Source organism: Streptomyces fructofermentans, assembly GCF_014651055.1.
GTDB classification, from domain to species: Bacteria; Actinomycetota; Actinomycetes; order Streptomycetales; family Streptomycetaceae; genus Streptomyces; species Streptomyces fructofermentans.
This window is the reverse complement of record NZ_BMWD01000037.1, coordinates 18305-39793: the sequence shown is the minus strand read 5'-3', so window position 1 is coordinate 39793 and position 21489 is coordinate 18305. Positions and strand designations below refer to the sequence as shown.

Sequence of the window (21489 nt, the reverse complement as noted above, 5' to 3'; positions counted from 1 at the left end):
ACATGGCCATCTACCTCACCAAGGAGAGCAAGGTCCTCGTCCAGGGCATGACCGGCGGCGAGGGCATGAAGCACACCCGCCGCATGCTCGCCGCGGGCACCGACGTGGTCGGCGGGGTCAACCCGCGCAAGGCCGGCCGGACCGTCGACTTCGACGACCGCGCCGTGCCCGTCTTCGGCTCCGTGCGCGAGGGAGTCGAGGCGACCGGCGCCGACGTCAGCGTGGTCTTCGTGCCACCCGCCTTCGCCCGGGCCGCCGTGCAGGAGGCGGCCGACGCCGGCATCGCCCTGGCCGTCGTCATCACCGAGGGCATCCCCGTCCACGACTCGGTCGCCTTCCACGCGTACGCCGCCGCGAAGGGCACCCGCGTCGTCGGCCCCAACTGCCCCGGACTGATCACCCCCGGGCAGTCCAACGCGGGCATCATCCCCGCCGACATCGCCAAGCCGGGCCGCATCGGACTGGTCTCCAAGTCCGGCACACTCACCTACCAACTCATGCACGAACTGCGGGACATCGGCTTCTCCACCTGCGTCGGCATCGGCGGCGACCCCGTCGTCGGCACCACCCACATCGACTGCCTGGCCGCGTTCCAGGACGACCCCGACACCGAACTCGTCGTCCTCATCGGGGAGATCGGCGGCGACGCCGAGGAACGCGCGGCCGCCCACATCCGCGACCACGTCACCAAACCCGTCGTCGCCTACATCGCCGGTTTCACCGCGCCCGAGGGAAAGACGATGGGCCACGCCGGCGCCATCGTCTCGGGCTCCTCCGGCACCGCGCAGGCCAAGAAGGAAGCCCTGGAAGCGGCCGGAGTCCTCGTGGGCGGCACGCCGACCGAGACCGCCCGGCTCGTACTGGACCGGCTCACCGCGGAACGTGACGTCACTCATAGTTGACATGAGGTCACTTACCGGCGCCCCCGGGCCTCGCTAGCGTCCCCCCTTACGACGCCTCCCGTACGCGATGACGGACCACACGTGCCCGCGTACGGGAGGCGGGCCATGAACGACCGCCCCCGACTGTGCACCGAGAGCGGAGCAACCGAATGGCACCGAACCTCACCCTCAAGTCCCACACCTCGTGGGCGCACGCCTGGCAACGCTGCCTCGCCGTCGCGCCGGAGGCCTTCCGGGACGACCGCGTCCTCAACCTCTGGGACGCTGCCTGGCAGGCGGACGGCCGGGCGCTGCCCGCCACCAGCCCCGTCGACGGCAGCCCCGTCGCGGGCCCGCCACGCCTGGACGGCGCCACCGCCCACCGGGCCGTACGCGCCGGCCTCGACCACCACCGCGCCTGGCGCCACGTACCCCTCGGCGAGCGCAGGGCCCGTGTCGCGGCCACCCTCGACGCGCTCACCGAGCACCGTGAACTCCTCGCGCTCCTGCTCGTCTGGGAGATCGGCAAGCCCTGGCGGCTCGCGCAGGCCGACGTGGACCGGGCCATCGACGGCGTGCGCTGGTACGTCGACGGCATCGAGCCCATGGTCGAGGGCCGGGTCCCGCTCGACGGGCCCGTGTCCAACATCGCGAGCTGGAACTACCCGATGAGCGTGCTCGTGCACGCCGTGCTGGTCCAGGCGCTCGCGGGCAACGCCGTCATCGCCAAGGCCCCGACCGACGGCGGCGTCGCATGCCTCACCCTGGCCTGCGCGCTCGCCGCACGCGAGGGGGTTCCCGTCACCCTGGTCAGCGGCGGCGGCCGCGAACTGTCGGAGGCGCTCGTGCGCGCGCCCGAGATCGGCTGCGTCTCCTTCGTCGGGGGCCGCGACACCGGGGCCGCCGTCGCCACCGCCGTCGCCGACCTCGGCAAACGGCACATCCTGGAGCAGGAGGGGCTGAACACCTGGGGCATCTGGAACTTCACCGACTGGGACGCGCTGACGGCCGTCGTGCCCAAGCTCTTCGACTACGGCAAGCAGCGGTGCACCGCCTACCCGCGCTTCGTCGTCCAGCGGGAGAGCTTCGACGACTTCCTCGCCGCGTACCTGCCGGCCGTCCGCACCCTGAAGGTCGGCCATCCGCTCGCCGTCGCGCGGCCCGACGACCCGTACCCGGACCTCGACTTCGGCCCGGTCATCAACGCGGCGAAGGCGAAGGAGCTGCACGACCAGGTCGCCGAGGCCATCGACCGCGGAGCGGTCCCCCTGCACCGCGGCAGGCCGGACGACGCGCGCTTCCTGCCCGGCCAGGACACCGGTGCGTACGTCCAGCCGGTGACGCTCCTCAACCCGCCGCCGTCCTCGCCCCTCCACCACGCGGAACCCTTCGGGCCGGTCGACACCATCGTCCTGGTCGACACCGAGGCCGAACTGCTCGCGGCCATGAACGCGTCGAACGGCGCGCTCGTCGCCACCCTGTCCACGGACGACGAGGAGACGTACGCCCGGCTCGCCCCGCAGGTCAGGGCCTTCAAGGTCGGACACGGCAGGCCCCGCTCGCGCGGCGACCGCGACGAGTTGTTCGGCGGCTTCGGCGCGTCGTGGAGGGGCGCGTTCGTCGGCGGGGAACTCCTGGTCCGCGCGGTGACCCGCGGCCCGGCCGGGGAGCGGCTGCCGGGCAATTTCCCCGACCACCACCTGATGCCGTGACGCGCTGACGCGCGGTGCCGCGTCGCCTTCCGCGCCGACGCGGCACCGCGGTGCCGAAGGCGGCGAGGCGGCACGGCTAGCCGATGCCCTGACGGTCGGGGCGCAGCGCGAAGGCGCGGTCCGCCGCCTCCGGCACGGACCGCTCCACCGCCTCGACCAGCAGGGAGCGGTGCCGGACCAGCGGCGCGCGCCGCTCCGGCGGCACGACCGCCAGCAGGTCGTCGAAGCCCGCCAGCAGCCGCCGGCTGATCTGGGAGGTGACCTGCGCCTGGTGCCCGGTGCACATCCGGACCTCGGCGAACGCGAGGTCGACCAGCTCGGTCCAGTCCGGCACGGGCTGGACCAGCCGGACCGTCCCCGCGCGGTCCCGGTACTGGCAGGTGCCCAGCGGGCGGCGCGCCACCGAGGTGAGGAACTGCACCATGCGGTCCACGGCCTGCACCGCCGTCGTGGGGTCGTTGACCGAGGTCGACAGGGCCCGCAGCGCGATGTCCGACAACTGCCGCAGCCCGAACCCCAGATCCTGGTGGAACGTCCGCTCGGCGCCCACGAACACCCGGAGCCGCGACTCCCGAGGCCCCGCCGGTACGGTCCCGCCGTGGACGGCGATCACCGGGGTGCCCGGCACGACGAAGTCCCCGACCCGGGGGATGAGCCGCAGGACGACCCCGTGCCGGCGCGCGACGCGGACGAGCCGCGTGATGTCCACGTCGCGCAGCACGCCGGCCCGCCCGTGATGGGCGACGAGGTCCGACTCGGGACCGAGGTCGGGCGGCGCCCCGTCGGTGGTGTCGAGCGGCATCCGGGCGACCACCCGCAAGGACTCCGCGGTGACGACGTCGACGACGTGCCCCACCCGCATCAGCCGCAGCGTCGAGTTCACGTACAGCACGAACAGGACGACGCTGAGCCCCACCAGGGTCAGCGTGAGGACCGACTGCACGAGCGGGATGGAGGACACGAGCTCCGGGTCGGAGTGGCTGTCGTACGAGGTGAGCACGAGCAGGGACAGGACGAACGTCGCCAGGAACACCGCGAAGGTGGCCTTGGTGATCCGGCTGCGCACGAACATCCGCACCATCCGCGGGCTGAACTGCCCGGCGGCCATCTGCACGGCGACCAGCGAGATCGTGAACACCACGCCGATGAAGGTCATCATCGCCGCGCTGACCGTCGTGACCACGGTCTTCGCGTCGTTGACGATGCCGAGCAGCTCGGCGACCGCCTCCTCGTCGCCCGAGGAGCGCAGTGCTTCGAGGAGCGCGCTGTCGGCCGCCTCCGCGGCCGTCCACACGATCAGGACGAGCACCAGCGCGGCGGTCGGGGCGAACCAGAACGTGTCCCGCAGATGCTCCCTCAGCGGTGACAGCGGCCTGGGCCGCCGCCCCGGCGGCAGACCCTTGGTCAGCATCCAGTCACCCATGGTGAGACTCTATGCGGCCCCTCCGGACACCCCCGGCAGCCCCCGCCGGACCACGGATATGCAGGTGAAGGCCACTCCGAAAGCTTGGTATTGTTGTCCATGTCGCCGCGGGGGTCGCTCCCGCCGGTCGACAGACACCTTGTCCGGGTGGCGGAATGGCAGACGCGCTAGCTTGAGGTGCTAGTGCCCTTTATCGGGCGTGGGGGTTCAAGTCCCCCCTCGGACACGTTCACGAAATGCCGGTCGAGTCGTATGACTCACCGGTGTTTCGTCGTTTCGGGGGCCTTCGGGTCGCGTGGTCGGTGCGGTGGGAGTCCGGGAGCTGCGCCTCTCACCTGCTGAAACAGTCCGAGCCTGCGCGACGGCTGGTGGCCGTGGCGCAGGCTCGGACTGTCCGCCCGGAAGTGGTTCCGACTGGGTGGACCAGGCGGGCTGAGGGGCGTGGTGTCAGTTCGACGCGCTGCCCGCGACCCACTGGCTCCACGGCATGTTCCAGTCGCTGAGGCCGTTGTCCGGGGCCACGGTGGCCTTGTCCGCCGAGTTCTTGACGACCACGACGTCACCGGTCATCGAGTTGTCGAAGAACCACGCGGCGGGCTGCTTGCCGTCGCCGGCGTTCCGGACGTCCTCCAGGCCGACGCAGCCGTGGCTGGTGTTGACCTTGCCGAAGACGGAGTCGCCGCCCCAGTAGTTGCCGTGGATGAACGTGCCCGAGGTGGTCAGGCGCATGGCGTGCGGCACGGCCTCGATGTCGTAGGAGGGCTTGCCGTCCTTCTCCGTGAGCCCGACGGTCGCACCGTTCATGCGGATCTGCCGGTACTTCTCGGAGATGACCATCCGGCCGTTGTACGTCGGGTGCTCGGCGCTGCCGGACGAGATCGGGATGGTCTTGATCGTCTTGCCGTCGCGCTTGACGGTCATCTGCTTCGTCCTGGCGTCGACGGTGCTGATCTGGCTCCGGCCGATCTTGAACGTGGCCGTCTTCTCGACGCCGTCGAGGGTCATCCTGACCGTGACGGTGGAGCCGGGCTTCCAGTAGTGCTCGGGGCGGAAGTCCAGGCGGCTTCCGGTGAGCCAGTGGCCGACGACCTGCTCGCCGCTGCTGGTGCTGACCTGGATCCTCGACTCCATGGCGGCCTTGGCGGCCTCGTCGCCGAACGTCCTGTCGAAGTTGAATGACACCGGCATGCCCACACCGACGGTCGAGCCGTCCTCGGGGGAGAGGTGCCCGAGGAAGTCGTTGGCCGGGGAGACGGTGGAGATCGCGGCGTTCTCGGTGGCGGAGCGGCCCTTCGCGTCCTTGGCCTCCGCGGCGACCTGGTACCGCGTGGCCTGCGCGAGGGGGCCGTCCGGCATCCAGGAGGTGCCGTCCGCGGACAGGGTGCCCGGAACCTCGCTGCCGGTGGCGATGGCGGTCATGGTCACCTTGGTGAGCGTGCCGTCGCTGACGGTGACCTTAACGGGGGCGTCGACCTCGACGCCGTGCGCCTGCCCGGGCGTGATCCCTATTCGGGCGTCGGAAGCGTCCTGGGTGTCCGCCCGATGTGCCGATGCCCGCGTTTCCGGGCGGGCCCCGGGGTCGCCGGTGGCCGCGAAGCTGGTACCGCCCAGCGCCGTGAGTGCGAGTGCGCCGGCCGCAGCCATCAGCCCGGTGCGTCGGTTGCGTACGGTGATCAAACGCTTCTCCCATGCCGCTGGTCGTTGAATCCCCCGCTGGTTGGCGCAGGGGTAATCAGGTCCAAATAGGCATTTTGGCGCATGAGTCCGTTTTGGTGGGTGGATTGTGGCGGGTTTCACGTGTTGTGTGCACGTCTCCGGGACTCCGCCCGGGGGTCGCACGGCGTGTGATCGACCCCCGCTCCGGCCGCCCTCAGGGCCGCGGGCGTACGGGGTGCTTGCTCATGGTCGAGACGCGGTTGAACCCGTTGATCGTGATGGCCACCCAGATCACCGCCGACGTCTCGTCGTCGGTCAGGGTCGCGCGGGCCAGTTCGTACGCGGAGTCCTGGGCGCGCGCGTCCGCGATGTCGGTGGTCGCCTCCGCGAGGGCCAGCGCCGCCCTCTCGCGTGGTGTGAAGACCTCGGTGTCGCGCCATGCGGCCAGAACGCCGAGGCGCTGCGTGGTCTCGCCCTCACGCAGCGCGGTCCTCGTGTGGAGGTCCAGGCAGTAGGCGCAGCCGTTGATCTGGGACACGCGCATGTTGACCAGTTCCACCAGGATGCGGTCGAGGCCCGCCTCCGCCGCCGTCGCGCCGGCCGCCGCCGAGGCCTGCTTCAGCGCGCGATAGGCCTCGGGACTCTGCTTGTCGATGAAGATCCGCCTGTCCGCGGGGTTCCTCGTCGCGTCGCTCACACCGGCTCCTTCGGTGGACCGTTCCCGGTCCGTGCTCGTTCCGTCGCGTCCGCCGGAACCATGGTCCTATGATCATGACTTGCTTGTTGAACATGTAAGCACCTGGGGTGCGGGAGGCGGCGCGCGGTCACCGGCGTGGCGGGCCGGGGTACCGGTCCCGCTTTCGGTCCCGGTCCCGCTTTCGGCCCCGGCCCCGGTCCCGGTCCCGGTCCCGGTCCGAAGGCTGCTCCGGCCCCGGTGGTCGGGCGGCCCCACGGTTCCTGCGGTCCGGCGGCGCCGCGACTCGGCGGAACATGTTCGAATGCCGCGGCTCGGAGGAGTGGCCGCGGCGGCGGTCGTCCCGCCGAGCCCGAACCGTGGGCGAGCCCTGGGTGGAGTGGTGGGGGCGGTCGGCGGGGGCGTCGTCCGAGTGCGCGAACTCGCCCGGCCTGCACCGCCGTTGGCGATCGGTCGATGTGACTCACGGGTAGCGCGCGGCGGGTGGGGCGACCACTCGCCGGACGCCGCGCCCGTGCCGCCCGGCCGGCTCTCGGTGGGGCGTTCCCGCCGCTATGCTCGCCGGTGTTCGAGTGGCGCATGGGGCCGGTGGGGCAGTTCTTTCCCACCGGGAGGGGCGTGAGGCAGCACGTGTGGACCGGCAGCGATGATCAGCGAGGGGCCGCGAACGCGGTGCGGGGGACCGGGCGTCTGATCGCCGGTCGGTACCTGCTGGGCCGCCGGCTCGGCAGCGGTGGCATGGGCACGGTCTGGCAGGCCCACGACCAGGTTCTCGCACGCGATGTCGCGGCCAAGGAGCTGCACGTCTTCACCCAGGGGGACGAGGACCACCGCCGGTGGCTGCGCCGTGCCCTGCGGGAGGCGCGGATGGTCGCCCGGGTGCCGCACCCCCATGTCGTCGGGGTCCACGACCTGGTCGAGCACGAGGACCGGCTGTGGATCGTCATGGAGCTGGTCGACGGGCCCTCCCTCGGGCAACTCATCGCCCAGGAAGGTGCGTTGGAGCCCCGCCGGGTGGCCGGGATCGGGGTGCAGCTGCTCGGCGCGCTGGAGGCCGTGCACGCCGTGGGAGCACTGCACCGGGACGTCAAACCCGCCAACGTCCTGCTGCGCCGCGACGGCGGCGCCGTACTCACGGACTTCGGCATAGCCGTCCTCGAGGACGGTGACGCGCACTCCAACTCCGGTGAGTTCGCGGGCTCCGCCGAGTACATGGCCCCGGAGCGCGTCAACGGGTCGGAGGTCGGACCCGCCTCCGACCTGTGGTCGCTGGGTGCCACACTCGTCACCGCCGCCACCGGCCGGTCGCCGTTCCACCGCCCGGCCAACGTGGCCACGCTGCACGCCGTCGCCTACGAGGAGCCGAACCTGCCGCCGAGGCTGGGGCCGCTCCTGCCCGTGGTGGAGGCGCTCCTGCGCAAGCCGTCGGAGGAGCGGCCCTCCGCCGCCGACACCCTGACCGCGCTGCGGCGCGTCGCCGACGGTGCCGCGGACCCCGGTCCGCTGCCGCCAGCCACACTGGTGGTCCGGATACCGCACGAAGGGTCCGCCGCGGACCGGGGCCCGGCTCCCGCGCTCCCGGAGGGCCCGAGCCCCGCCCGGCACGACAGTCCGGTTCCGCGTCAGGACGGGAGCACGGCCGGCGCGGCGGGCACGGCCCTCGCGGACGAGGAGACCCTCACCCGTCAGCACGCCCCCTGGGCCGACCACGCCCCTCCCACCTCGCGCTACGACGCGCGGACCGCCGCGGCCCTGGGGCGGCAGGACGGCGGACGGCGCCGTGGGGCCCTCCCGCGGTGGTCGGCGTTCGCCGGCGCCGCCCTCCTCGCGGGTGCGGGCCTCGCGCTGTTCCTCACCGGTACCCCTCCTTTCGACCGAGCGGACCGAGCGGACCGCTCGGGCGCCGGCGACCGCGCGGGGGAGGGCGCCGCGGACGGCGGCGCGGGTCGCTCCTCCGGGACCCCCTCGCCGGCGGCGCCGGTCACGACCACCTCGGTGGTCCGCAGCACGGAGGGCTGGCAACGGGCCACCGGAACCCCCGTCGAGGCAGGCGACACCGTCACCGTCCGCTTCACGTCGGGCCGGTGGACCGTGGACGACCCGGAGATGCCGCCCACCGGGCCGGGCGGCTACGACCCCGCGACCGACCGGGCGCTGGACTTCGCGGCGGCGGACTGCAAGGTGGACGCGGAGGCCCCGTTCGGCGCGCTCCTCGGCCGCTTCGTCGAGGGCGCGCAGGCCGGGGAGACCCGGGTGGTCGGCGACGAGTGGACCTTCGAGGCCGGTGCGGCCGGCACCCTCGAACTCCGGGTCAACGACGCCGACGGGGACTGCCTGAGCGACAACTCGGGCGACCTCGAGGTCACGGTGACGGTCGAATAGTGTGAGCCGATGAACGACACGACCGCGCCGTACCGACTCGTGCCGGGCGCCCCGGACTCGCCGGTGATCCTCCATGTGCCGCACTCCTCGCGGACCGTGCCCCCGCAGGTGCGCGGCGGGATCGTGCTCGACGACGAGGCGCTGGAGCGGGAGTTGGACCACATCACCGACTCGCACACCGCCGCGATCGCAGAGGAGGCCGCCGCGCTGTCGGGGGCGGCGCCCTGGAGGTTCGTCAACCAGCTCTCACGGCTGGTCGTCGACCCCGAGCGCTTCCCCGACGAGCGGGAGGAGATGCGGGCCGTCGGCATGGGGGCGGTCTACACGCGGACCACGCACGGCGAGGTGCTCCGAGCGGCGGACACGGACGAACAGCCCCTCGTCGAGCGGTACTTCCACCCGTACTCGGCCGCCATGACCGACGCCGTGGCCCGGCGGCTGGAGGCGGCGGGGCGGGTCGTGGTCATCGACGTGCACTCCTATCCGACGGGGCGGCTGCCCTACGAACTGCACGGGGACGGGCCGAGGCCGCCCATCTGCCTGGGGACCGACTCCTTCCACACCTCGGCCGAGCTGCTGGCCCTGGCAGAGAAGGCGTTCGGGGACTTCGGGGGCACGGGAGTCGACAGCCCCTTCGCCGGCACCTACGTACCCCTTCGGTACTACGGCACCGAGCGGCGGGTCGGCGCCCTGATGGTCGAGATCAGGCGGGACGTCTACATGACCGAACCGGGCGGGCCCGCGGGTGCCGGACTGGCGCGCGTGGCGGCGGCACTGGCCGGACTCGTCGACGCCGTGACCGAGGCGTCCGGCGCCTGACCCGAACGCCCGCGGCACCGTCCGCCGCCCCCGCGGGGACGCGTGGCCCCCGCCCGTCCGCGCGATGCGGCGGCGCGCGTCCTGGACGTCAAGTCGCCCCGGGAACGCCGGAGTCGGCCGCAGCCGGGCGGAAAACCGGGTGCCGTGAGGCGGACGCGTTCCCTACACTCGCCACAGCACGCGCGCCGCGTCACTTCGCCGCGCGTCCCGTGACCGACGAGAGGAGCCCGGCCATGCGGTACCGCACCGCTGTCGTCGTTCCCCTGTCGCGGTACGAGGTGATCCTCGTGTCTTCGCGGACCCGGTGCCGGCTGCGCGGCCGGGACCGGATGCCCGTCACGAACACCTGATGCCCGCGCCCCTCCGACTCACCACGCCCCGCACGCCCTCGAGCACGACGCTCCGGGTGTCCTCGCGTGCCGTGAGCGCTCCGGGCCGCATCCGTGTCGTACGGGAATCGCGCCGACCCCTGCTCGAAGCTTTCCGAAAGGCCATGGGCCGTGCGTACCGACCTCCACCTCCAGAACACCGTGACCACCACGTCCGACGCGGGCCGCCGGACCGACGCGACCGCGGCGGCGCCCCGTTCCGCCGATCGCGCCGATCCGACGGCAGCCGTCCGCAACCTCGGCATCCTCGCCCACGTCGACGCGGGCAAGACGACCGTCACCGAGCGGATCCTGTACCTCACCGGGACCACGCACAAGCGCGGCGAGGTCCACGACGGCACGACCGTCACCGACTTCGACTCCCAGGAACGCGACCGGGGCATCACCATCTTCGCCGCCGCCGTGAGCTGCACCTGGGACGGCCATCACGTCAACCTGATCGACACCCCGGGCCATGTCGACTTCGCCGACGAGGTGGTGCGCTCGCTGCGGGTGCTCGACGGCGCCGTCGCGGTGTTCGACGCCGTCGCGGGCGTCGAACCGCAGAGCGAGTCCGTGTGGCGCCTGGCCGACCGGTTCGGCGTACCGCGGATCGCCTTCGTCAACAAGCTCGACCGGGCCGGAGCCGACCTCGACACGGCCGTCGCGTCGATCCGGGCACGGCTCCATCCGGCGCCGCTGGCCGTGCAGTTGCCGATCGGCTCGGAGGACGGCTTCACCGGTGTCGTCGACCTGCTGCGCATGCGGGCGCTGGTCTGGCCGGACGGCGGGGACGCGGTCGAGGAGGGCCCCGTGCCCGACGCCCTGCGCGAGGAGGCGGCCACGCGCCGCCGGGCACTGGAGGAGGCGGTGGCGGAACTGCATCCCGGCGCGCTGGAGGAGTACTGCGCCCGTGCGTCCGTCTCCGCGCCGACCCTGGCGGCGGCACTGCGCGACCTGACGCGTTCGGGCGAGGCCGTCGTGGTGCTGTGCGGCTCCGCCTACCGCAACCGGGGCATCGAGCCGCTGCTCGACGCCGTGGTGGCCTACCTGCCCTCGCCCTCGGACGTGCCCGCCGTGCGGGGCACGCACGACGGTTCGGAGCAGGAGCGGGCAGCCGACCCCGAAGCGCCGTTCGCCGCACTCGCGTTCAAGGTGAACGCGACCGCCACCGGGCGGCTCACCCACCTGCGCGTGTACTCGGGAACGATCCGGAAGGGAGAGACCGTGTGGGACGCCACCGCGGGACGCACCGAACGCGTCGGGCGCATCCTGCGGGTCCGTGCCGACCGACACGCCCAGCTCGACCGGGCCGTGGCCGGCGACATCGTCGCGGTCGTCGGGCTGAAGTCGGCCCGGGCCGGGGCCACCCTGTGCGCGCCGGACGCTCCGCTGGTCCTCGAACCGCCCACGACGGCCGAACCCGTGGTCTCCGTGGCGGTCGAGGCCCGCGCGAGCACCGACACGGAGCGCCTGGTGTCGGCGCTGGCGCGGCTCGTCGAGGAGGATCCGTCGCTCGTGGTCAGGACCGACCCCGAGACCGGCCAGACGGTCCTGTCGGGCATGGGCGAACTGCACCTGGAGGTGGCGGTGGAGAAGATCCGGCGCGCCCACGGGCTCGACGCCCGCGTCGGCCGGCCGAGGGTCGGCTACCGGGAGACCGTCGTGCGCGGGGTGTCCGGCTTCGTCCACCGGCACGTCAAACAGGACGGCGGCGCGGGCCAGTTCGCCCATGTCGTCCTCGACGTGGAGCCGCTGCCGGCACCCGAGGGCGCCGACGGCGGCAGCGCGACCGGCTTCGAGTTCCGGTCCGCCGTCGTCGGCGGGCGGGTGCCCCAGGAGTACGTCCGCGCCGTCGAGGCCGGGTGCCGGGACGCCCTGGCCGAAGGGCCGTCGGAGGGCCACCCGGTGACGGGTCTGCGGGTGGTCCTGACCGATGGGGCGACCCACGCGAAGGACTCCTCCGACCTGGCGTTCCGCACCGCGGGCCGGATGGCGCTCCGGGACGCGCTGCGGGTCTGCGCGACGGCCGTCCTGGAACCGGTCGTCGAGGTCACGGTGACCGTGCCCGAGGAGTCCGTGGGCGGTGTCCTCGGAGACCTCGCTGCGCGGCGGGGCCGGGTCTCCGGCTCGGTCGCGAGGGCGGGCACCGTGGTGGTCACGGCCACCGTGCCGCTGGCCGAACTGTTCGGCTACGCGACCCGGTTGCGCAGCCGTACGCAGGGCCGGGGCGTCTTCACCACCCGGCCCACCGGTTACGCGCCGGCTCCGGGCACCGCATCCGGCGGCGCCTCCGACGGGACGCGTGGCCGGTAGCCCGTACCCGGTGGCCGGTGGCCGGCGGCCGGCGGTCGCGCCTCGCGGCATCCGGCAGCCGGCAGCCGGCAGTCGGCATTCGGCAGTCGGTGTCCGACGGCCCGGTGGTCGCCGGGACCGGGGTGCGGGGTCCCGCCCGGAGAAGGGCGGGACCCCGCACGCGTACGGCACCGGCCGGGAGCGCGGGCGGGACGCGATCGCGCGCGGCGGCGGCGCGGGGAGCCGGCCCGGGCGTGGCGGGGAGCCGTCCGGGGCGGGGGCGGTGGGCGGATCAGCGGGCGCCGCGCGGCACCACCAGCCCGCAGTCGTACGCCAGGATCACCGCCTGCACCCGGTCGCGGAGCCCGTACTTCTCCAGGATGTGCGCGACATGCGTCTTCACCGTGGTCTCGCCCACGCCGAGTTCGAGCGCGATCTCCGCGTTGGACAGCCCCCGGGTCAGCGAGCGCAGGACGTCCAGCTCGCGGCCGGTGAGGGCGTCGAGGCGGGACGGCACCTCCGGGGTCGCGGGCGCGGCGAGGTGCGCGAACCGGTCCAGCAGGCTGTGCGTGACGCGGGGGGACAGCACGGCCTCGCCCGCGGCGACCGTGCGGATGGCCTCCACCAGGGAGTCGGCCGGTCCGTCCTTCACCAGGAAGCCGCTGGCGCCCGCCCGCAGGGCGTCCACCACGTGGGCGTCCAGGTCGAACGTGGTCAGGATGACGACACGGGCCGCCGATCCGCTCGCGGCGATGGTCCGGGTGGCCTCGACGCCGTCCATCACCGGCATGCGGATGTCCATCAGCACGACGTCGGGCTCCAGCGCCAGGGCGCTCTCGACGGAGGCGGCTCCGTCCGCGGCCTCGCCGACGACCGTGATGTCGGGCTCGGCCTCGAGGATGAGCCGGAACCCCGTCCGGATCATGGGCTGGTCATCGACCAGCAGGACGCGGATGGACTGCATCAGCCAAGTGCCCTTCGTACGGGAGGTCTTCGGACGTGGGCAGCGGGACGACGGCGTGCACGCAGTAGCCGCCGCCCGGCCTGCCGCCGGTGTGCAGGGAACCGCCCACGGCCCCGACGCGCTCGCGCATCCCGACCAGCCCGTGACCCGGGCCCCCGGCCGGGGCGGGCGGGCGCGGCGCCCCGTCGTCCGGCCGGGGTCCGTCGTCGCACAGCCGGACCGTGAGCCGGTGCCGGTCGGGCTCCCACGCGAGCGTCAGCGCGGTCCGGGTGCGGCCGGCGTGCTTGAGCGTGTTCGTGAGGGCTTCCTGCACGACGCGGTACACGGTGAGTTGGGACCCCGCCGGCAGGTCGGCCGGGGTGCCCGTCGTGGCGAGGTCGACCCGCAGTCCCGCCGCGCGCACGGAGTCGACCAGCGCGGGGATCGCCTCCACGGTCGGCTGCGGCGGCTCCCTGCTGGGGTCGGCCGCGGCCTCCTCGTCGGTGCGCAGCACGTCGAGCAGGCGCCGCAGTTCGGTGACGGTCGCCCGGCCGGTCTCCTCGATCGCGCCGTGCAGTTCGTGGGCCTTCGGGCCGTCCCGGTCCTGGACGCGGTCCGCGGCGATCGTCTGCACGACCATGAGGCTGACGTTGTGCGCGACGATGTCGTGCAGTTCGCGGGCGATGCGCGCCCGTTCCTCCATGACGGCGGCGCGCGCCGTGGCCGTCTGCTCGCGCTCCACGGCCGCCGCCCGTTCCAGCACCTGGTTGCGGACGGCCGCGCGCGCCCGGGCCAGACGGCCGAGCGCCCACGCCGCCACCAGGAGGACCGCCTCGGTCAGCAGCGCGGTGAGCCGGTGGCCGTCCGGGGCGAGCGCCGCCTCGGTCAGGGAGGCGGCCGGGACCAGTACGGCGATCACCAGCGTCGCCGTACGGGGGGTGCCGCGCACCGCGGTGACGAACACGGCCGCGGCGACGCCCACGTACGCGGGGCCGATGGAGGTGCCCTCGGGCCCCGAGAGCTGCGGGACGTAGTGCATCGCCTGGAGGGCGCCCGCGGCCGCCGCCGTCGCCGTCAGCGCGGGCAGCGGGAAGTGCCGGTGGACGACCAGGGGCAGCGCCAGCAGCAGCACGAGGACCGCCCACGTGCTGTCCGGCGCGCGCAGTTCGGGGCCGCCGCTCGGCATCGCGATCGGGGTGATCAGGCCGCCGGCCGCGAGGGCCAGGGCCAGACCCGCGTCGGCCACGGCCGGAGGGACGCGGCGCCCCGCCAGCGTGTCCATCAGGTCCATACGGTCCACGGTAGACGCCCCGCCGGGCCCGCCGGCCTCCCCCGAGGCGGAGAACCCGCCGCCCGTCTCCTCCGCGGAGCCATCCTCCGCAGGGAGGAGGCGCCGGCCTCCGGGGCGGGCGGAACGCGCCCCCGGCTCCTTCACGGGGCGGAGGCCCCGCCGGGATCTCGCCCGGTCGGTGGAGGCGGGGGTTCGGCCGCGCGGCCGAGGCCGCGCCGCGACGGCGCCGATGGACTGGGGCCACCACGGAATCCACCCACGGAACGCCGTACGAGGAGTCGAGGAGCCGAAGTGCGCTCTCGGGACACGCGACCGGACGGGCCCGCCGCGGGCCGGTACGCGGTGCAGTTGACGGACGTGACCAGACGGTACGGCGAGGGCCCCGCGGCCGTCCTCGCGCTGGACGCGGTCAGCGCGGGCTTCGAACCCGGCACGTTCACCGCGGTGATGGGCCCCTCCGGCTCGGGCAAGAGCACCTTCCTGCACTGCGCCGCCGGCCTGGACCGGCCCACCTCGGGGCAGGTGCGGCTCGGCCCGCAGGAACTGTCCGCGCTCCGGGAACGGCGGCTGACCGAACTGCGGCGCACCCGGATCGGCTTCGTCTTCCAGGCGTTCAACCTGCTGCCGTCGCTCACCGCGGAGCAGAACATCACGCTGCCCCTGCGGCTGGCGGGACGGCGGCCGGAAGCGGGCCGTGTCGAGGACATCGCGCACGCGGTCGGTCTGGGCGACCTGCTCGCGCGCCGTCCATCCCAGCTCTCCGGCGGCCAGCAGCAACGGGTGGCCATCGCCCGCGCCCTGGTCACCCGGCCCGAGGTGATCTTCGCCGACGAGCCGACGGGGGCGCTCGACCCGGAGAGCGCCCGGGACGTCCTCGGGCTGCTGCGGCGGGCCGTCACGGACCTGCACCAGACGGTGGTCATGGTCACGCACGACCCGACGGCCGCCGCGCACACCGACCGCGCGGTGTTCCTGAGCGCCGGGCGGATCGTCGACGAACTGACCTCGCCGGGCGCGGACCGCGTCGCGGACCTGCTCTCCGGCCTGCGGAGGGCGGCCTGATGCCGGGCCTGGCCCTGCTGACACTGCGGGCCCGGAAGGGCGGCTTCGCCGGCACGTTCGTCGCCCTGCTGCTGGCCGCCGCCGTCCTGAGCGCCTGCGGAATCCTGCTGGAGTCGGGCATCCGCGCCGGCTCCGCGCCCGAACGCTACGCGGCGGCCGACGTCGTGGTCACGGGACGCCAGGAGGTGGAACTGACCCTGAAGGACCTGGACGGCTCGACCGTCGAGGAGGCTCGGCCGCTGACCGAACGCGTGCCGCTGAAGGCCTCGGTGGCCGGACGGATCGCCTTGGTCGACGGTGTGCGCACGGTGATCGTCGACCGGGGCGCGGCGGTACGGCTCGCCACCGGCGACGGGCGTCCCGTGACGGGACGGCACGGCGCGGCGCCCGAGGCCCACACCTGGTCGGGGGCGCGCCTCGGGGACTTCCGGCTGAGCGCCGGTCACGCTCCCCGGACGGCCGGTGAACTGGTCCTCGACCGCGACACCGCCGCCCGGTCGGGGCTGCGCCCCGGGGACGAGGTCCTGCTGGAGACCGCCTCCGCACCCCGCTCCTTCGAACTGGCCGGGCTGGTCTCGCCGGCGGGCGGCCGCGCGCCCCGGCTGCCCGTGGCGTTCGTGTCCGACGCCGCCATGGACCGGCTCGGGCCCGTGGTCCACGCCGTCGGTGTCCTCGCCGACCCGGGCACCCCGGCCGCGCGGGCCGCCGACGACATCAGGGAGGCGCTCGACGACAGCACGCTCGCCGTGCACACGGGGGAGGGGCGCGGACGCGCGGAGTTCCTCGACGTCACCGTCAGCGGATCGAACCTCGTGGTGCTCGCGGCCGCGGTCGGCGGCAATGTGCTGCTCATCGCCGTCCTGGTGCTGTTCGGCACGGCCTCGCTGTCCGTCCGGCACCGCCGCAGGGAACTCGCGCTGCTGCGGGCCATCGGCACCACGCCCGGCCAGATCCGCCGCCTCGTCGCCATCGAGGCCGCCGTCACGGGACTGGCCGCCGGGGTACTGGGCTGCCCGCTCGGCCTGCTGCTCGTGCACCTGCTGCGCGACCGGTTCGCCGGACACGGCATCGTGCCGCCCGACTTCGGGCTGGTGGTCGGCCCGCTGCCCTTCCTCGGCGCGGTGCTCGTGACCGTGCCGACCGCGCTGGCCGCCGTCCTCGCGGCCTCCCTGCGCGTCTCCCGGATCCGGCCCACGGAGGCACTCGGCGACACGGCGCCGGAGTCCCGGGGGCCGGGGCGCCGGCGCGTGGTCACCGGCGGGGTGCTGCTGGTCCTGGCGGCGGGCGTCTTCGTCACCGGGGCGGCGCGGGACACCGACTTCTTCACGCTCGTCGGGCTCGCCAACTCCCTCGTACTGCTGCTGGTGATCGCCGTGGCCGTGCTCGGCCCGCTCGTCGCCCGGGCCGCCGTGGGACTTCTCGGCCCTCTCGTCGGCAGGACGGGGGTCACCGGGTACCTCGCGGCGGCCAACACCCGCGCCGACGCGCTCAGGTTGGCCGGCGCCATCGTCCCGCTCGTGCTGGCGGTGTCGTTCGCCGCGACCGTGGTCTTCGCCCAGACCACCGGTCTGAGGGAGTCCGCCGACCAGTTGCGGTCCGGTCTGGTCGCTGACCACGTCATCACGGCACCGAACGGTGTGTCACCCGAACTGGCTTCCGAGGTGCGGGACTTGGCGGGCGTACGATCGGCGACGGGGCTGGTGCGGTCCCAGGTCGTCGGAGTGGGCACCCTGCTGGGCGCCCAGGAGGCCGTCTCGCTCGGCGCGCAGGGCGTGGACCCGCGGGCACTCGGCGAAGTCCTCGATCTGGGCACGCGCGAAGGGGACTTGACCGCGCTGTCGGCCTCGACGGTGGCCGTCAGCACCACCACGGCCTCCTGGCTGGGCCTCGGCGTCGGGGACACCGCGCGGCTCACCCTGGGCGACGGCACACCGTTCCGCGGGCGGGTGGTCGCCGTGTACGAACGCGGCTTCGGCTTCGCCGACGTGACCCTCGACCACGACCTACTGCTCGCGCACACCACACGCAGGGCCGACGAGTCGGTCCTCGTCCGTTCCGGGGGACCGTCCGGCGGGCGTGCGGGCGCCGCGGTGTCGGGGCTGCCCGAGGCGCTGGCCGCCGTCGCCGCGGACCATCCGGGGGCCGTGCTGCGGGACGGGCTCGCGGTCGACGAGCAGTTGACGGAGCAGCGGGCGAACGCCTGGGTCAACTACCTCGTGGTCGGCCTGGTCATCGCGTACACGGGGATCACGGTCGTCAACACGCTCGCGATGGGCACGGCGGCCCGGCGGCGGGAGTTCGCGCTGCTGCGGCTGTCCGGCACGGCCCGCCGCCAGGTCGCGGCCATGATGTGGAAGGAGAGCGCGGTCGTGGTAGTGGCCGGGGTGGGGGTCGGAACGCTGCTGTCGCTGTTCCCGCTCGCCCTCGTCTCGCTGGCGGTGAGCGGTTCGCCGTGGCCCGCCGTGCCCGGCCTCGGCTACCTCGCGATCGCGGGAGGGACGGCGGTCCTCGCGGTGGCGGGCACGATGGTCCCCACGCATGTCCTGCTCGGGATCAGGCCGGTCGAGGCGATCGGGTCGAAGGAGTAGCCGACGCCGCCGTGCGGTCGCCCCGCCGCCCGGGCGCCCGGAGGCCCGGCGGTGCGACCACGAGTCGGACGCGGCCCGGTGGGGCTTGCGCCCGGGCGGAATCGGCCCGACCTGGCGTCTGCGCCCGGTGACTCCGGGCAGCTCCCGGTGGCCTGACCTGGCCTGACCTGGCCTGACCTGGCCGGCACGGCTGGTCCTGGTCGCCCGGTGGGCCGGTGGCTCCGGGAGGCAGCCCGTGGCCTGGTCGCCCGGTGACTCCGGGCAGCCCTCCGTGGCCTGGCGGGTCCCGGTGATCCCGGTGGTCCCGGTGGTCCGGTCGGCCGACGGAGACGCGCGGCGCCCGGTGGGCCGGTGGCTCCGGGCAGCCCCCGTGGCCTGGCGGGTCCCGGTCGCCCGGTGATCCCCGTGGTCCCGGCGCTCCGGTCGCCCGACGGAGACGCGCGGGAGGGCGCCCGCACGGCTCCGGGCCGTGCCGACGCCCTCCCGTGTGTCCGAGCGTGTCCGGGTCGCCGCCACGGCGTCCGGCCGGAGTCAGCTCCGCGCGCCCACCGCGGTGGGCCGGCGCACCGGCTCGACGTGCTGTCCCTCCGGACCGGTGAGCCCGGCCGGCTCGGCGGCCTCCTCGCGCGTCGCGGCCCGGCCGGCCTCCTGCCGGGTGCGGTGGCGCACTTGCCGCAGCCAGCCGATGTCCCGTCCGAACGACCAGGTCAGCAGGGCCAGGGCCAGCGCGGCGACCGCCACCGTCAGGGCGTACGACAGGATGCCCGAGCCCGCGAGCAGCAGCAGGACACCCTGGAGGGCGGCCACCGTCTTGCGGGCGGTGCTCGGCGGCAGGGTTCCGTTCAGCCAGGGCAGGAACCTGGCGGCCGCCACGAAGGCGTACCGCATGGCACCGATCAGCAGGACCCACGGGCCGACGATCGTCGCCACGTACACGCTGAGCACCAGGATGAGGAACGCGTCGACCTCCATGTCGAAGCGGGCGCCCAGCGCGGTGGACGAACCGGTGCGGCGGGCGACCTTGCCGTCGACCGCGTCGAGGATCAGGGCGACCGCGGTGAGGGCGACCAGGACCGTGATGGGCGGAGGGCTCTGGAAGGAGTCCGCGACGAGGGCGGTCACCCCGCCGACGAGGGTGGCCCGGCCCAGGGTCACCCGGTTCGCCGGCCCGAAGGACCGGGGGCGGGAGCGGTGCAGGGCGCGCGAGAGCACCGCCCACGTCGCGAGAGCGAACGCCAGCCCGGTGAGCCAGCCCGCGGGGCCCATGCCGATCGCCGTGCCCAGCACGGTCAGCAACAGGATCTGCACGCCCGCTCCCACGGCCGTCTCCTGCTGCAAGAGCCTCGCGTCGTACGTGTTGTTCAGGGCCACCGCACATCCTCCGGCCAGGTGACAGAGACGATCATTGCCGCGTACCTTGTGCGCGGCTTCGCAAAGGTCGGTACGTGCCTCGCCGCCCGATCGTTCAGCACCACTCTTCAGGAGGATGTCGAAATGGACCGCTCCGCCCGCGCCTTCTGGCTCGGTTCACCCGGACGTGGCGAGATCCGCGACGTCGACCTGCCCGCGCCCGGCGAGGGGGAGGTCCTGGTGCGCGCGCTCTTCTCCGGAGTCAGCCGGGGCACCGAGACGCTCGTGTTCAGGGGCGGGGTGCCGGAGAGTCAGCACGCCGCCATGCGGGCGCCCTTCCAGGAGGGCGACTTCCCCGGACCGGTCAAGTACGGGTACCTCAGCGTCGGTGTCGTCGAGGAGGGGCCCGCCGAACTCGTCGGCCGTACCGTCTTCTGCCTCTACCCGCACCAGACGCGGTACGTCGTCCCGGCGAGCGCCGTGACGCCCGTCCCCGACACCGTGCCGGCCTCGCGCGCAGTGCTCGCCGGAACCGTGGAGACGGCGGTCAACGCCCTGTGGGACGCGGCGCCGCTGCTCGGCGACCGGATCGCGGTGGTCGGTGCCGGCATGGTCGGCGCGAGTGTCGCCGCGCTCCTCGCCCGCTATCCCGCGGCCAGGGTGCAACTCGTCGACGCGGACCCGGCGCGCGCGGAGATCGCCCGGGCCCTCGGCGTCGACTTCGCGCTGCCGGGCGACGCCACGGGCGACCTCGACCTCGTCGTCCACGCCAGCGCCACCGAGGCCGGGCTCGCCCGTTCGCTCGAACTGCTCGCCCCGGAAGGGACGGTCGTCGAGCTGAGCTGGTACGGCGACCGGCGGGTCAGCCTGCCGCTCGGCGAGGCGTTCCACTCCCGCCGCCTGGTCGTACGCAGCAGCCAGGTCGGCACGGTCTCCCCGGCCAGGGCGTCCCGCCGCACCTACGCGGACCGGCTCGCGCTCTCCCTGGACCTGCTCGCCGACGAGGCGTTCGACGCGCTGATCACCGGCGAGTGCGCCTTCGACGAGCTGCCGGAGACGATGGGGGCGCTGGCCTCGGGGGAGACCACGGCCCTGTGCCACCTCGTGCGCTACGACACCGAGGACACCCCGAACCGACCCGAACCGGTCTGACCGAGCCGGCCCCACCGGGTCCGGCCCACCCGGTCCGGCTCACCCGGTCCGGCTCACCCGGTCCGGCTCACCCGAGCCGGCCCACCCTGTCCGGATCGACCCGGCCCGACCCCGACCGGTCCGCCTCCGCTGCATCCACCGTCCGCATCCGGCCCGAAAACGTTCGTACCGATCCCTGAACCCCCGCCCCGACCCCGCCCCCGACCCCGCCCCCCGTGCCCGATCCGTCCCCCGGCCGTGAAGTCGCCGCCCCGGCCACGAGCCGGCAACCGAGAGTCAAGTCCGAACCCCGTCAAGCACGTTCGCACCACGCGCCCACCTGGCACCCCCACCCGGGACAGCACGTCCGAAACTCCGACCCGAACCCCCTGAACACGGAGAACGGACCGGCCGTACTACACGGCACGCCCCGGCAGAGGGGTCAGACGCGCCGCACCTGGAGGGTCGTCCGTTGTTCAGCATCACCGTCCGCGATCACCTGATGATCGCCCACAGCTTCCGCGGAGAGGTCTTCGGACCCGCGCAGCGCCTGCACGGAGCGACGTTCCTCGTGGACGCCACCTTCCGGCGCCCCGAGCTGGACGACGACAACATCGTCGTCGACATCGGACTGGCCACCAAGGAGCTGGGGGAGGTGGTCAGCGAGATGAACTACCGCAACCTCGACGACGAACCGGTGTTCGCGGGCACCAACACCTCGACGGAGTTCCTGGCCAAGGTGGTCGCCGACCGCCTCGCCGAACGGATCGGGAAGGGCGCGCTCGGCGAGGGCGCCCGAGGCCTCACCGGCCTCACCGTGACCCTGCACGAATCGCACGTCGCCTGGGCGAGTTACGAGCGTGAGCTGTGAGGAACCACGCCGACATCATCCCC

15 protein-coding genes and 1 tRNA gene are annotated in these 21489 nt (G+C 74.0%); 10 read left to right on the top strand and 6 right to left on the bottom strand.

The window, feature by feature from the left end; all coding sequences use genetic code 11:
- Positions 1–2: 2 nt before the first annotated feature.
- Entirely contained in the window at positions 3–902 is a 900-nt protein-coding gene (gene sucD / locus IE265_RS34085) for a succinate--CoA ligase subunit alpha (protein WP_190039636.1), read from the top strand.
- Between the two features lie 149 nt (positions 903–1051).
- Positions 1052–2593 (top strand): aldehyde dehydrogenase family protein, encoded by a 1542-nt coding sequence (locus IE265_RS34080; protein WP_190039635.1) that lies wholly within the window; start codon positions 1052–1054, stop codon positions 2591–2593.
- Positions 2594–2669: 76 nt separating this feature from the next.
- Here the strand turns inward: IE265_RS34080 and IE265_RS34075 are convergent, their stop codons facing one another.
- Positions 2670–4016, bottom strand: a complete 1347-nt coding sequence (locus IE265_RS34075; protein ID WP_190039634.1) for a DUF2254 domain-containing protein — start codon at positions 4014–4016, stop codon at positions 2670–2672.
- 141 nt (positions 4017–4157) lie between these two features.
- Between IE265_RS34075 and IE265_RS34070 the strand changes: the two genes are divergently transcribed.
- A tRNA-Leu gene (locus IE265_RS34070) sits at positions 4158–4242 on the top strand.
- Between the two features lie 221 nt (positions 4243–4463).
- Here the strand turns inward: IE265_RS34070 and IE265_RS34065 are convergent.
- Positions 4464–5660, bottom strand: coding sequence for a L,D-transpeptidase (locus IE265_RS34065; protein WP_190039652.1), 1197 nt, complete (start codon positions 5658–5660; stop codon positions 4464–4466).
- A gap of 226 nt (positions 5661–5886) precedes the next feature.
- Positions 5887–6369, bottom strand: a complete 483-nt coding sequence (locus IE265_RS34060) for a carboxymuconolactone decarboxylase family protein (RefSeq protein WP_190039633.1) — start codon at positions 6367–6369, stop codon at positions 5887–5889.
- Positions 6370–6984: 615 nt separating this feature from the next.
- On the opposite strand from IE265_RS34060, the gene IE265_RS34055 reads away from it, so the two are divergent.
- The 3 genes from IE265_RS34055 (at position 6985) to fusA (ending at position 12251) form a co-directional block, all read left to right on the top strand.
- Complete coding sequence (locus IE265_RS34055) at positions 6985–8748, top strand: serine/threonine-protein kinase (protein WP_190039632.1); 1764 nt, start codon at positions 6985–6987, stop codon at positions 8746–8748.
- 9 nt (positions 8749–8757) lie between these two features.
- Positions 8758–9567 carry an N-formylglutamate amidohydrolase gene (locus IE265_RS34050; protein ID WP_190039631.1) on the top strand — a complete coding sequence of 270 codons (810 nt, stop codon included), beginning with the start codon at positions 8758–8760 and terminating at the stop codon, positions 9565–9567.
- Between the two features lie 500 nt (positions 9568–10067).
- Entirely contained in the window at positions 10068–12251 is a 2184-nt protein-coding gene (gene fusA, locus IE265_RS34045; RefSeq protein ID WP_268255897.1) for an elongation factor G, read from the top strand.
- A 271-nt stretch (positions 12252–12522) separates the two neighbouring features.
- On the opposite strand, the gene IE265_RS34040 is transcribed toward fusA, so the two are convergent.
- The gene (locus IE265_RS34040; protein ID WP_190039630.1) at positions 12523–13194 is read right to left on the bottom strand and encodes a response regulator; all 672 of its coding nucleotides are present in this window, start codon (positions 13192–13194) and stop codon (positions 12523–12525) included.
- Entirely contained in the window at positions 13163–14464 is a 1302-nt protein-coding gene (locus IE265_RS34035) for a sensor histidine kinase (RefSeq protein WP_190039629.1), read from the bottom strand. The genes IE265_RS34040 and IE265_RS34035 overlap by 32 nt, the downstream gene beginning before the upstream one ends.
- Positions 14465–14755: 291 nt before the next feature.
- Between IE265_RS34035 and IE265_RS34030 the strand changes: the two genes are divergently transcribed.
- Positions 14756–15526 (top strand): ABC transporter ATP-binding protein, encoded by a 771-nt coding sequence (locus tag IE265_RS34030; RefSeq protein ID WP_190039628.1) that lies wholly within the window; start codon positions 14756–14758, stop codon positions 15524–15526.
- On the top strand, positions 15526–18114 hold the full coding sequence (locus IE265_RS34025; protein WP_190039627.1) for an FtsX-like permease family protein: 2589 nt from the start codon (positions 15526–15528) through the stop codon (positions 18112–18114). Before IE265_RS34030 ends, IE265_RS34025 begins: the two co-directional genes overlap by 1 nt.
- Positions 18115–18645: 531 nt before the next feature.
- Here IE265_RS34025 and IE265_RS34020 read toward each other — a convergent pair.
- Entirely contained in the window at positions 18646–19485 is an 840-nt protein-coding gene (locus IE265_RS34020; RefSeq protein WP_190039626.1) for a CDP-alcohol phosphatidyltransferase family protein, read from the bottom strand.
- Between the two features lie 123 nt (positions 19486–19608).
- On the opposite strand from IE265_RS34020, the gene IE265_RS34015 reads away from it, so the two are divergent.
- The gene (locus IE265_RS34015; RefSeq protein ID WP_190039625.1) at positions 19609–20616 is read left to right on the top strand and encodes an NAD-binding protein; all 1008 of its coding nucleotides are present in this window, start codon (positions 19609–19611) and stop codon (positions 20614–20616) included.
- A 451-nt stretch (positions 20617–21067) separates the two neighbouring features.
- A complete protein-coding gene (locus IE265_RS34010) occupies positions 21068–21466 on the top strand; it encodes a 6-pyruvoyl trahydropterin synthase family protein (RefSeq protein ID WP_190039624.1) in 399 nt (132 codons plus the stop codon).
- The last annotated feature ends 23 nt before the right edge of the window (positions 21467–21489 follow it).